The organism is Paenibacillus sp. FSL H3-0469 (assembly GCF_038051945.1).
In the GTDB taxonomy this organism is placed as follows: Bacteria; Bacillota; Bacilli; order Paenibacillales; family Paenibacillaceae; genus Paenibacillus_AQ.
This window is the reverse complement of the sequence record NZ_CP150302.1, coordinates 3,809,603-3,822,223: the sequence shown is the minus strand read 5'-3', so window position 1 is coordinate 3,822,223 and position 12,621 is coordinate 3,809,603. Positions and strand designations below refer to the sequence as shown.

Below are 12,621 nucleotides of genomic sequence, written 5' to 3'. Positions count from 1 at the left end.
TCAATTCCGGTCTCTGTGTACTTGGTGAAATAATGAGCAGGCATGGAAGCTGCGAATACCTTTCACCGTACCGCACTTACGGTTTTGTTCAAATATAAGAATATATATGTTTCACTCTATACACTATCCTTCTATTTCTCGCTGAAACGGTGCCGTCCTTTAAAAGGACGGCAAAGCCGTTTCTACTTGACTGGCACTTAGGTTATAATGACAATAAAAAGCGGCTGGGCCCGGGGACTCCCCCGTTTGCGGCCCGGCTGCTTTTTTGGGCTTCGGATGTCATGTTGAAAGCGAAGCAGGACTTGAAGTGGATCGGTTGTTCTCCTAAATTAGGGTGGAAGTAACGGAGGGGAAGTTTGGAACTGTAGGAGCGGTAGCGTCCGCCTTTGTGCCCGGATTGAATCCGCTATGCGGTATAATCAAATGAATCTGGGCACAACAGCGGCCGGAAGTCCAAACATTTCCCGCAGTTACGGCGTACACCTCAATATAGGGTTCATCCGAACCACTGGCTGTTCAGGCGAAGCTGAACAACATGTTCCGCAGCCCAATCAGCACCGGCGCAATATTTTAATTTGAAGGGTGATGTGATCCAATTGATCGATCCTAATGTGAAGCAGGACCTGCGTGAAATGGGCAAGAAATTAACCAACCTTAGGGGGTCACTTTGACTTAGACCTGAAGCTGGAGATGATAGCGAACTTCGAAGAGAAGATGGCGGCTCCCGGGTTCTGGGATGATCCCGATCAGGCACAGAGCGTGATTGGCGAGATGAATGCCGTGAAGTCGGTGGTTGATCAATTTGAGAAGCTCCAGCAGGATTATGACGATGCTGCCATGATGGCGGAGCTGGCCGATGAGGAAGGCGACGACGCACTGGCCGGGGAGATCGCCGGGACGATCCGCAGTATAAGTGCCAGAGTGGATGAGTTCGAGCTGCAGCTGCTGCTCAATCAGCCATATGACAAGCTGAATGCCATTCTGGAGCTCCATCCGGGGGCAGGCGGTACCGAGTCTCAGGACTGGGGCCAGATGCTGCTGCGCATGTACACACGCTGGGCGGAGAAGCGGGGCTTCAAGGTAGATGTGCTCGATTATCTTCCGGGCGATGAAGCGGGAATCAAGAGTGTAACTTTGTTAATTAAGGGCCACAATGTATATGGGTACCTCAAGGCAGAGAAGGGCGTTCACCGGCTGGTGCGCATTTCGCCTTTTGACTCCTCTGGCAGACGGCATACCTCCTTCGTATCCTGCGATGTGGTACCGGAGATTGCTGACGACGTCGAGGTGGATATCCGTACGGAAGATCTGAAGATTGATACGTACCGGGCCAGCGGCGCGGGCGGTCAGCACATCAATACTACCGACTCAGCGGTGCGGATTACGCATATGCCAACCGGCGTGGTGGTCACCTGTCAGAATGAGCGTTCACAGATCAAGAACCGGGAGCAGGCAATGAAGATGCTGCGTTCCAAGCTCTATGAGCGTAAAATTCAGGAGCAGCAGGCACATCTGGACGAGATCCGCGGGGAACAATCCGAGATTGCCTGGGGCAGCCAGATTCGTTCCTACGTATTCCATCCTTACAGCATGGTGAAGGATCACCGCACTTCTGTAGAGACAGGCAATGTTGGAGCGGTAATGGACGGCGATCTGGACGGGTTCATTGACGGGTATCTGCGGAGCCAGATCAAGACGGAAGCTGAATAAAAGTAATCACATTCCTACGCGTCTTCGGAGGTGTAGGGATTTTTTTCTGAATATAAAGGAGCAGGCTATAACGATGCAAAAAATCAATTCACGCAACAAACCTCCGCTTATCCCCCTGAACGGGCCGCTGCGTCATACGGTGGATATTGCGCTAATTCTAATCGGCTCGCTGATCACAGGGCTGGCGTTCAACCTGTTCTTCCTCCCGAACCGGATTGCTTCCGGCGGGGTGTCGGGGCTGTCGGTACTGGCTGAGGCTTGGTTTGGGGCAGAGCCTGCTTTTACCCAGTGGGCGCTTAATATTCCGCTCTTCATTCTCGGCGTGATCTTCCTCGGTAAACAGTACGGCATCCGCTCTCTGCTGGGCAGCTTTGTGCTGCCGCTGTTTATTTTCCTGACGAAGGACGGGCCTGTGCCGACCACGAATCCGCTTCTGGCCTCTATCTATGGAGGAATTGGTGTGGGCCTCGGCCTGGGCCTCGTCTTCCGGGGGCGCGGCTCTACAGGCGGACTGACCATTGCGGCGCAGATTATTCAAAAGCTAACCGGCTTCAGCTTCTCGCTGTCTGTCGTGCTGCTGGATGGTACGGTGATTACCTTGGCGGCTTTTGTGCTGGGGATGGAGCAGGCGATGTATGCACTGATCGGGCTGTTCGTCACGGGCAGGGTGATCAACGCGCTGGAGGTGGGCTTCAGCACCACGAAGGTTGCTTATATCATCTCGGATCAGACTGAGGATATCTCGCAGGCGATTCTGAATGATCTGGACCGCGGGCTGACCAAGCTGAATGCGCAAGGCGGCTATACCGGTGACAACCGTACGGTGCTGATGGTCGTAGTAGGCCAGAATGAAATTACCAGGCTGAAGGCGATTGTCCGCTCGGTGGACCCGGGTGCTTTTGTGATTATTACAGAGGCTCACGAAGTGCTGGGCGAAGGGTTTAAAAGAGAAGCGTAGGCTCCCATAGGGGCTCTGCGCTTTTCTTTTTGCCTGAATAAAGTTAACGTAACATGTTGTATTTATATTAATTCGGTCGTATAATAATACATATTTGCAGAACGGTTCAAGTCAGGCGATAATGATAGAAATGAGAAACGGGAAGCGGGGATGACAGTGACAGGCAAGCTGAGAGCGGCAATTGTCGGATCAACAGGTTATGGGGGCGTGGAGCTGATCAGGCTGCTGCAGGGCCACCCTGATATAGAGATTACTTCAGTGATTTCCTCTTCGAGTGCGGGTGCGCCGATTGAGGAGGGTTTTCCGCATTTAACGGGAGTGGTGCAGCGTAAGCTGGATGGCGTAGATGCAGCAGAGATTGCAAGCCGGGCGGATGTTGTATTCACTGCTACCCCTTCGGGAGTGAGTGCGAAGCTGGTGCCGGGGCTGCTTGCGGCAGGACTCAAGGTTGTCGATCTGTCCGGGGACTTCCGGCTGAAGGATGGCGCGGAGTATGAGCAGTGGTATAAGCACCCGGCTCCTCCGGAAGCTTATCTTAAGCAGGCGGTATACGGTTTATGTGAGGTGTACGGCGAACGTGCGGCCGGAGTGGACTTCATCTCGAACCCGGGCTGTTACCCGACAGCTACGCTGCTGGGGCTGATTCCGGCGCTTGCGGCAGGCTGGATCAAGCCGGATAGTATCATTATTGATGCGAAATCCGGGGTGTCCGGGGCAGGGCGCGGAACGAGCCTGATGGTACATTTTGCCGAGATCAATGAGAACTTCAAAGCCTACAAAATCAACAAACATCAGCACATTCCGGAAATTGAGCAGGTGCTGACCGATATTGCGGGGGAAAAGGTCACGGTAACGTTCACTACGCATCTGGTGCCGATGACCCGGGGGATTATGAGCACGATGTATGCCGGGATGATTGGTGAACATAGCGAACAGGAACTGGTGGAATTATACCGTAACTATTATGCAGGCAGGCCGTATGTACGGGTGCGTGAACCCGGAGTGGTTCCGGCAACGAAGGAAGTCAGCGGATCGAATTACTGTGATATCGGCTTCGCCACAGACGCGCGTACCGGACGGGTTACCATTGTGTCGGTTATCGACAATATCGTTAAGGGCGCCGCAGGGCAAGCGATTCAGAACCTCAATTTGATGATGGGATGGGAGGAAACCCGCGGGCTTGGTTACACACCAGTGTATCCATAAGTGCAAGCGGTCAAACAATATCATGAGTGAGCAACCACTATATACCGTCGTAGAAGGCGGAAGTATTACTGCACCTAAGGGCTTCACCTCTGGCGGCCTGCACTGCGGTCTCAAAAAAACAGAGCGCAATGACCTTGCCGCGATTCTCTGTGAGGTGCCGGCTACGGCGGCTGCGGTGTATACGACCAATGTGTTTCAGGCGGCTCCGCTGAAGGTTACGCGGGAGAGTCTGGCGGACGGGACGCTGCAGGCGGTGATCGTGAACAGCGGCAATGCCAATGCCTGTACAGGGGACCAGGGCGAGGCGGATGCGTATGAGATGCGTGCGGCGGCTGCCCGTTATTTGGGCGTGAATGAGACGGATGTCGCTGTCGCTTCCACAGGTGTGATCGGGGAACTGCTGAAGATGGATTGTGTGCGCAGCGGGATTGCCGGACTGCCGGAGAAGATGGACGCAGGCGCTGCCGGTGCGGAGGAATTCAGCCAGGCGATTCTAACCACCGATCTGGTCAAAAAAGAAAGCTGCGTGAAAGTAACGGTAGGCGGTACTGAGGTTATTATTGCCGGTGCGGCGAAGGGTTCCGGGATGATTCACCCGAACATGGCGACGATGCTGGGCTTCATGACCACTGATGTGCTCATTGATGGCGAGGATCTGCTCAGCCTGCTGCGTATAGCTACTAATTCTACTTTTAATATGATTACAGTGGATGGTGACACCAGTACGAACGATATGCTGGTCACGATGGCCAGCGGACTTGCGGGCAATGAGAAGCTGACGCGTCTGCATGCGGACTGGGAAGCTTTTGCAGCGGCGTTCACTCATGTGTGCCAGAGTCTGGCGAAGGCGATTGCCCGTGACGGCGAAGGGGCCACGAAGCTGATTGAGGTGCAGGTGAGCGGGGCGGTGCATGATGAGGCTGCGGCGGCGATTGCCAAGACCGTGGTCGGCTCAAGCCTGGTGAAGTCGGCGATCTTCGGCGCGGATGCCAACTGGGGGCGGATTATTGCGGCTGTAGGACGTGCAGGCGTTCCGGTTTCACCGGAGCGGGTGGATATTAAGCTGGGTGAGATCGAGGTGCTGCGCGGCTCGCGTCCGGTGGCTTTTGATGAGGAGCAGGCACTGCATTATCTGCAAAAAAGCGATACCGTGCTGATCACGGTAACCTTGTCAGACGGCAGCGGGCAGGCTACAGCCTGGGGCTGTGACCTGACTTATGATTATGTGCGGATTAACGCGGCTTACCGCACGTAATCTGTGCAGAGGCGTGTAGAAGCTGGTACAGAGGGGGCAGGGAGATGACAGTAGAACCGATAGAGCCTCAGGCGCAGGCGGGGGCCGCCGGGCTGTTCGTAATGAAATGCGGGGGGAGTACGCTGGCGGCGCTGCCGGATTCGTTCTTCGAGGATTTGCGTGAGCTTCAGGTCAGCGGGACTCAGCCTGTAATCGTGCATGGCGGCGGCCCGGCGATCTCCGGCAATCTGGAGAAGCTCGGCATTGAGAGCCGGTTCGTGAACGGCCTGCGGGTAACGACGGAAGAGGTGCTGGATGTGGTCGAGATGACCCTGTCCGGCAGCATCAACAAGGCGATTGTCCGCCGAATTCAGGCCAGCGGGGGGCAGGCACTCGGGTTGTCGGGCGTTGACGGCAACCTGATTACGGCTCGTCCGGTGGCCAATCATCAGGAAGTCGGTCTGGTGGGAGAGGTAAGCGGAGTCCAGGCGGAGATTGTGACGGGTATCCTCGCGATGGGCTATATTCCGGTTATTGCACCAGTGGGCGTAGATGGCGAAGGCCAGCGGTACAACATCAATGCAGATACCGCCGCCGGGGCGGTGGCTTCTTATATAGGGTCACCGAGCATGATCGTGGTTACGGATGTGCCGGGCATTATGCGGACGGTGGACGGGGAGAAGGTCGTGCTTCCTTCCGTAACAGTGGAGCAGATCGAAGCGCTGATTGAGAATGGTGAAATCTACGGCGGAATGATTCCCAAGGTGCGTGCCGCGATGGACTGCATCCAGGGTCAGGTGTCCGAGGTTATTATTGTAGACGGCAAAGAGCCGCGTGTACTCAGCCGGGTGCTGAAGGGCGAGGCGCTGGGGACGCGGATTGTAAGATAACAGATGTGCAGAAACCGGGGCATGGATAGAATAATGAGTTGGATTTTCAGGTAGAGTGACAAGTGAAAATTAGACGCGCTGACGGGTAGCCGGCAGCAGCATGGTGGGAGAGTGACTAAGAATGAGTGAGCTTACGCAAACGGACAAGAATTCTTTGACAGGGGCGCCGCAGGAGCGTTCAGCAGGAACGAACGGACAGGGGGCCGCTCCTGCCAAGCTGAGTGCGGTATTCCCGTCATACAGCAGATATGATATTAGTCTGGTCAAAGGCAAAGGCAGCTGGGTATGGGATGAGCAGGGTAACAAGTATCTGGACTTCATGTGCGGACTTGCGGTAACGAGTCTGGGCCATGCGCCGGAGAAGGTCGGCGCGAAGCTGAAGGAGCAGATTGATACGCTGTGGCATGTCTCGAACCTGTTCCACATTCCGGGCCAGGACCGGGTAGCTGCGCTGCTGACAGAGAATAGCTGTGCGGATCAGGTCTTCTTCTGCAACAGCGGGGCGGAAGCGAATGAAGCGGCCATCAAGCTGGCGCGCCGGTATCATCAGAAGGTGCAGGGTACAGACCGTTACGAGGTTATTACGTTCGAGCAGTCCTTCCATGGACGCACGCTGGCTACACTGACAGCCACTGGGCAGGCCAAGGTCAAGGAAGGCTTCCTGCCGCTTCCGGCGGGCTTCAAGACGGTGCCGCTGCATGATCTGGACGCGTTGAAAGGCGCCATTACTGAACATACGGCAGCGATCATGCTGGAGATGGTGCTGGCCGAGGGCGGTGTGCTTGAGGTACAGCAGGAGTTCCTGGATGCTGTTGTTGCGCTGTGCAAGGAGCACGGGCTGCTGTTGATCGTGGATGAAGTGCAGACCGGCATGGGCCGTACGGGCAAGCTGTTTGCTCATCAGCATTACGGCATTGAGCCGGATATCTTCACCTTGGCCAAAGGGGTAGCGAGCGGCTTCCCGGCCGGTGTGATGCTCGGCAAAGGCTATCTGCGCGAGGCTTTCAGCCCGGGCAGCCATGCCAGCACCTTCGGCGGCACCCCGCTGGCGGCAGCGGTGATGGAAGCGACCATTGAGACCATGCTTGAAGATAAGCTGCCCGAGCGGGCGGCGGAGATGGGCGATTACTTAAGCGGACAGCTGAGAGCGAAGCTGGCGGATACTTCTTTTGTGAAGGAGATTCGCGGCAAAGGCCTGCTGATCGGCATCGAATGCGAGGAGCCGGTGGCCGAGATCGTGCTTGCCGGACAGAAGCGCGGACTGCTGTTCGTTCAGGCCGGACCGAATGTCATTCGGCTGCTGCCTAATCTATATGTAAGCACCGATGAGATTGATCAGGCGGTGGACATCCTATCGGAACTAATTCATACTTATGCTAACAAAGTAAGCGGGGAGGCAAATTGATGAGTCAGGTTACACCAAGCGCTACAGATGCAATTGCCGCACAGCTCAAAGGCCGTGATTTGCTGGAGCTGAATGATTACAGCCCGGAGGAGATCACGTATTTGATCGACCTCGCGATTGAGCTGAAGCGCAAGCAGAAGAACGGTGAAGTCTACCAGCCGTTGCTGGGGAAGACGATCGGCCTTATTTTTGAGAAATCCTCTACCCGTACCCGGGTGTCGTTCGAAGTGGGGATGTATCAGCTGGGCGGACATGCACTTTTCCTGAGCAAAAATGATATCCAGCTGGGCCGCGGCGAGACGGTTGGTGATACGGCCCAGGTCATGTCGCGTTATCTGGACGGTATCATGATCCGTACGTTCGGCCATGATAAAGTGGAAGATTTGGCGCGCTATGCCTCAGTTCCCGTAATCAACGGCCTCAGCGATCTTGCGCATCCCTGCCAGGTGCTGGCGGACTACCAGACTGTATACGAGCACAAGGGCAAGCTGAAAGGCCTGAAGCTGGCGTACATCGGCGACGGCAATAATATGGCCCATTCTCTGCTGATCGGCGGCGCCAAGCTGGGTGTGCATGTCTCTATCGCTGGACCGGAAGGCTACGAGCCGGACGAGGCAGTCGTGGCTGAGGCGCGTGAGATCGCCAAGGAGACAGGCTCAGTCATCACTGTGACCCGCAGCCCGCAGGAGGCAGTACAGGACGCAGATGTCATCTACACGGATGTCTGGGCGAGCATGGGCTTCGAGGCCGAGCAGCTGGCGCGTGAAGCGGCGTTCAAGGACTATCAGGTCAACGAGGAGCTGGTGAAAGGCGCGAAGAGCGATTATCTGTTCTTACACTGCCTGCCGGCCCACCGGGAGGAAGAGGTCAGCACCGGCGTTATCGACGGCCCGAACTCCGTGATCTTCGATCAGGCGGAGAACCGCCTGCATGCGCAGAAGGCGCTTATGGCGGCTTTGATGGGCTAGATGTAGCGCACCACCCCCAGCAAGGCGCTGGGGTAAAGTATTTAATTTTATATACACAACACATATATAAGATCAACGGGAACTTTAATAAGAGGGTTGGGGAGGATCTGAAGGGAATTTTGGAACTGTAGGAGCGTTAGCGTCCGCCTTTGTCTACGATTTCATCCGCGAATAGCGGTACAAATCAAGAAATCTGTAGACAACAGCGGCCGGAAGTCCAAATATTCTCTGTAGTGACGTTCAAAACCCGTTTTTAAAGCCGAAGTTGATCTTATCACCCTCCACACCGAAAGGAAGCTAAACACCCCATGCCAAAAGAAAAAATTGTACTCGCCTATTCCGGCGGGCTGGATACCTCAGTCATTCTGAAGTGGCTGAAAGAAACGTATGATGCGGAGATTATTGCTTTTACAGCGGATATTGGTCAAAAGGAAGAATTGGACGGTCTCGAGGAAAAAGCACTCGCTACCGGCGCATCCAAAGTCTACATCGATGATCTGCGCGACGAGTTCGCGAATGACTTCATCTACCCGATGTTCCAGTCGGGCGCACTCTATGAGGGACAATATCTGCTGGGCACCAGCATTGCCCGTCCGCTGATCGCCAAGCGCATGGTCGATATCGCTATCGCCGAAGGCGCAACAGCCATTGCCCATGGAGCTACAGGTAAAGGGAATGACCAGGTACGCTTCGAGCTGAACGCTGCGGCATTATCGCCGAGCATTAAGGTAATCGCGCCTTGGCGCCTGGAAGAGTTCCGCAACCAGTTCCCGGGCCGTGCCGAGATGATCGCTTACGCCGAAGCCAACGGTATTCCGGTACAAGCCTCTGCGGCCAAGCCGTATTCGATGGACCGCAACCTGCTGCATATCAGCTATGAGAGCGGCGTGCTGGAAGATCCGTGGTTCGATCCAAGCGCACCGGAGAACAAGGAAATGTTCCTGCTCTCCAATGCTCCGGAGGATGCTCCGGATGAAGCCGAGTACCTGGAGCTGGACTTCCTGAAGGGTGACTGCGTAGCGCTGAACGGCGAAGCGTTATCCCCGCTGCAAGTGATGGAGAAGCTAAATGAGCTGGGCGGCAAGCATGGGATTGGACGCGTGGATATGGTCGAGAACCGTTTTGTCGGCATGAAGAGCCGTGGTGTGTATGAGACTCCGGGCGGAACCATTCTGTTCACCGCTCACCGCAAAATGGAATCGATCACCATGGACCGTGAAGTGATGAACCTGCGTGACAGCCTGATCACCCGTTACAGTACGCTGGTATATAACGGCTTCTGGTTCGCACCGGAGCGGATTGCGATGCAGGCCCTGGTGAAGGAGAGCCAGAAGAACGTGACCGGTACGGTACGCGTGAAGCTCTACAAGGGCAACATCATCGGCGCCGGCGTCAAGAGTCCGGTCAGCCTGTACAACCCGGATATCGCCACCATGGAGGCAGATCCTACCCAGGCCTATGACCAGGGCGATGCGACCGGCTTCATCCGTCTGAATGCCCTTCGTCTGAAGGTATCGGCAGGCGTAGCGGAATCCAATAAATAAGTAGGACTATAAAAGCGGGCACAAGAAGGCCGTTCCTCCCAACCGGACAGGGGCGGCCCTTCTAACGTCTATCAAGGAGGAACAACTGGTGAGTAAGCTGTGGGGCGGACGTTTTACCAAAGGGACGAACAAGCTGGTAGAGGAATATACGGCTTCTATCGAATTTGATAAAGTGCTGGCGGAAGAGGATGTGCAGGGCAGTCTGGCACATGTCACGATGCTGGGCAAATGCGGAATTCTGCCGCAGGAGGATGTCGAGACGATCAAGAACGGGCTCACGAAGGTACTGGACAAGGTACGTGCGGGGGAGATTGTGTTCTCGGTTGCTGATGAAGATATCCACATGAATATTGAAAAGAACCTGATCGAAGAGATCGGCCCGGTCGGCGGCAAGCTGCACACCGGACGCAGCCGTAACGATCAGGTGGCTACAGATATGCACCTCTACCTGCGTAACCGCGTGGTGGAGCTGGTAGCGCTGCTGCATGAGCTGCAGGGTGCGCTAATCGGGCAGGCCAAGGATAACCTGGAGACTATCGTTCCAGGATATACTCACTTGCAGCGGGCACAGCCGATTCTGTTCGCGCATCATCTGCTGGCCTACGTGTCGATGTTCCGCCGCGATGCGGAGCGCCTGACCGACAGCTACAAGCGGATTAACGTGCTGCCGCTGGGCGCTGGGGCGCTGGCGGGAACGACGTTCCCGATCGACCGCCACTTCGTGGCTGAACAGCTTGGCTTCGATGGCGTCTATGAGAACAGTCTCGACGCGGTCAGTGACCGCGACTTCATCGTGGAGTTCCTGGCGAATGCATCGCTCGTGATGACTCACCTGTCCCGGCTCAGCGAAGAGCTGGTACTGTGGAGCAGCACCGAATTCAGCTTCGTGGAGCTGGACGATGCCTTCTGTACCGGCAGCAGCATCATGCCGCAGAAGAAGAACCCGGATGTGCCGGAGCTGGTACGCGGCAAAACAGGCCGTGTCTACGGCAACCTGATCGGACTCCTGACCGTGCTGAAGTCGCTGCCGCTGGCCTATAACAAGGACATGCAGGAAGACAAGGAAGGCATGTTCGATACAGTTGCTACCCTTACAGGGGCCTTGCAGCTGTTCGCACCGATGATCTCCACCATGAAGGTGAACAAGGCGCGGATGCGCGAAGCGGTGAATACGGACTTTTCCAATGCGACCGATATCGCCGACTTCCTGGTAGGCAAAGGCCTGCCGTTCCGTCAGGCGCATGAGGTGATCGGCAAGACCGTCCTGTATTGCATCAACGAGGGCAAGTTCCTGCTGGATCTGACGCTGGACGAATTCAAGCAGTTCTCGCCGCTGTTCGACGACCAGATCTATGCGGTGCTCCAGCCGGAGGCCGTGGTGAACGCCCGTAATGTCTACGGCGGTACCGCCACGGTTCAGGTACAGGCTGCCATCGGGCGGGCCGAAGCGGACCTGGTTGCTGCGGGTGAATGGGTGAAGCAGCATGGACATGCTGCGGAGTAAGCCTGGTGGAGCCTGAAGGCGAAACTAGCGGATAAGTGGAAACGGCATTGCCGTCCTTTTAAAGGACGGTACCGTTTCAGCGAGAAATAGAAGTATAAGTTATCGTGTGCAACATATAAATTCTTATATTTTAAACGAAAGACTGTCTCTACTCAGCATCGGTTAGATGCGGTAGGACAGTCTTTTTTTCGAGAGGTAATCTTATATTCTCCGCACCCCAGATAGAAGCTTATGGAAATGACCCGTATCCGCTTACAATCTGGATGATTCTACTTGCTTAGCGGCAGCCACTTCAGCACATCGCGGATCTTGGCATCCCAGTATCCCCACTCATGCTCGCCCGGCCCCTCTTCATAGGTCAGAGACAGCTTGGTCTTGGAGCAGGCCTTACGGAAGACCTGATTGTCCTCATAGAGGAAATCCTCGGTTCCACAGCACTGATAGAGCAGCGGCTTCGGCCCTTTGGAGCGGTTCACTTCCTCAAGCAGCCAGAGCAGATCTTCCGGAGTGCCCGCAATGTCCTTGTCCCCAAAAATCTGCAAATAATCCTTGGTTTTCTGCGATGGATCTTCAAAGTCCAAGAAATTATGTGCCATATCGAGTGCTCCCGACAAACTTGCGGCAGCGGCCCAATCCTTCGGCTTGCGCAGTCCCAGCTTCATCGCCCCGTATCCGCCCATCGACAATCCCGCCACGAAGTTATCCTCGCGCTTGGCTGACAAAGGGAAGAAGGAACGGGCCAGCGCTGGCAACTCCTCACTGATGAAGGTCCAGTACTTGCCGCCCGCCTCCATATCCGTATAGAAGCTGCGGTGGACCTGCGGCATAACAACAGCGATACCCAGCTCCGCTACATAACGCTCAATCGAGGTCCGGCGCAGCCAGATCGAATCATCGTCAGACAGGCCGTGCAGCAGGTACAGGGTGGGGTGTAAGGTTCCTTTGGAGACATTGCTCATTCCGATCTGCGTAGTGGTCTGCTGCGGCAGAATGACAGTCATCGAAGTACTGAGCCCCAGCACCTCCGAATAAAATTTACATTCAATCAAAGCCATTTACGTATCCCCTTTCTGCCCACATGATAGCACAGCCCCTACCTGATATAAACTGTAGATTTCTCCAGATTTATTGTCCGCAAGCATTGCTGCTGCCGGAGGAGAAAGAATATAATGGAAGTAGGTAGAAAGATTCATAGAAACACG

10 protein-coding genes are annotated in these 12,621 nt (G+C 55.3%); 9 read left to right on the top strand and 1 reads right to left on the bottom strand.

All coding sequences use genetic code 11. The annotated features are described in order from the left end of the window. The first annotated feature begins 632 nt into the window (after nucleotides 1-632). The 9 genes from prfB (at nucleotide 633) to argH (ending at nucleotide 11,419) form a co-directional block, all read left to right on the top strand. Nucleotides 633-1,710 (top strand): peptide chain release factor 2 gene (gene prfB, locus NSS83_RS16765; RefSeq protein WP_341348739.1). Its coding sequence is split into 2 segments (ribosomal slippage): nucleotides 633-668 and nucleotides 670-1,710, totalling 1,077 coding nucleotides; the frame shifts between segments, so codons are not numbered across the junction. Between the two features lie 73 nt (nucleotides 1,711-1,783). Beyond that, nucleotides 1,784-2,668 (top strand): YitT family protein, encoded by an 885-nt coding sequence (locus tag NSS83_RS16760; RefSeq protein ID WP_036694686.1) that lies wholly within the window; start codon nucleotides 1,784-1,786, stop codon nucleotides 2,666-2,668. Nucleotides 2,669-2,824: 156 nt separating this feature from the next. Then, nucleotides 2,825-3,874, top strand: coding sequence for an N-acetyl-gamma-glutamyl-phosphate reductase (gene argC, locus NSS83_RS16755; protein ID WP_341185195.1), 1,050 nt, complete (start codon nucleotides 2,825-2,827; stop codon nucleotides 3,872-3,874). Between the two features lie 22 nt (nucleotides 3,875-3,896). Then, the gene (argJ, locus tag NSS83_RS16750) at nucleotides 3,897-5,129 is read left to right on the top strand and encodes a bifunctional ornithine acetyltransferase/N-acetylglutamate synthase (RefSeq protein WP_341348673.1); all 1,233 of its coding nucleotides are present in this window, start codon (nucleotides 3,897-3,899) and stop codon (nucleotides 5,127-5,129) included. A gap of 44 nt (nucleotides 5,130-5,173) precedes the next feature. Beyond that, nucleotides 5,174-5,998: an acetylglutamate kinase gene (gene argB, locus NSS83_RS16745; protein WP_341183645.1), complete on the top strand. Its 825-nt coding sequence runs from the start codon at nucleotides 5,174-5,176 to the stop codon at nucleotides 5,996-5,998. 121 nt (nucleotides 5,999-6,119) lie between these two features. Next, nucleotides 6,120-7,403, top strand: coding sequence for an aspartate aminotransferase family protein (locus NSS83_RS16740; protein ID WP_341183646.1), 1,284 nt, complete (start codon nucleotides 6,120-6,122; stop codon nucleotides 7,401-7,403). Continuing rightward, on the top strand, nucleotides 7,403-8,371 hold the full coding sequence (gene argF / locus NSS83_RS16735) for an ornithine carbamoyltransferase (protein ID WP_341183647.1): 969 nt from the start codon (nucleotides 7,403-7,405) through the stop codon (nucleotides 8,369-8,371). Before NSS83_RS16740 ends, argF begins: the two co-directional genes overlap by 1 nt. Before the next feature lie 308 nt (nucleotides 8,372-8,679). Beyond that, entirely contained in the window at nucleotides 8,680-9,915 is a 1,236-nt protein-coding gene (locus NSS83_RS16730) for an argininosuccinate synthase (protein WP_036694693.1), read from the top strand. An 88-nt stretch (nucleotides 9,916-10,003) separates the two neighbouring features. After that, a complete protein-coding gene (gene argH, locus NSS83_RS16725) occupies nucleotides 10,004-11,419 on the top strand; it encodes an argininosuccinate lyase (RefSeq protein WP_341183648.1) in 1,416 nt (471 codons plus the stop codon). 269 nt (nucleotides 11,420-11,688) lie between these two features. On the opposite strand, the gene NSS83_RS16720 is transcribed toward argH, so the two are convergent. After that, complete coding sequence (locus NSS83_RS16720) at nucleotides 11,689-12,474, bottom strand: alpha/beta hydrolase family protein (protein WP_341183649.1); 786 nt, start codon at nucleotides 12,472-12,474, stop codon at nucleotides 11,689-11,691. Nucleotides 12,475-12,621 lie beyond the last annotated feature (147 nt).

Bases quoted from the DNA above. Each gene is read 5' to 3' on its own strand.
- NSS83_RS16760 (WP_036694686.1), top strand. From the start codon at position 1,784: ATGCAAAAAATCAATTCACGCAACAAACCTCCGCTTATCCCCCTGAAC.
- argJ (WP_341348673.1), top strand. From the start codon at position 3,897: ATGAGTGAGCAACCACTATATACCGTCGTAGAAGGCGGAAGTATTACT.
- argB (WP_341183645.1), top strand. From the start codon at position 5,174: ATGACAGTAGAACCGATAGAGCCTCAGGCGCAGGCGGGGGCCGCCGGG.
- NSS83_RS16740 (WP_341183646.1), top strand. From the start codon at position 6,120: ATGAGTGAGCTTACGCAAACGGACAAGAATTCTTTGACAGGGGCGCCG.
- argF (WP_341183647.1), top strand. From the start codon at position 7,403: ATGAGTCAGGTTACACCAAGCGCTACAGATGCAATTGCCGCACAGCTC.
- NSS83_RS16730 (WP_036694693.1), top strand. From the start codon at position 8,680: ATGCCAAAAGAAAAAATTGTACTCGCCTATTCCGGCGGGCTGGATACC.
- NSS83_RS16720 (WP_341183649.1), bottom strand. From the start codon at position 12,474: ATGGCTTTGATTGAATGTAAATTTTATTCGGAGGTGCTGGGGCTCAGT.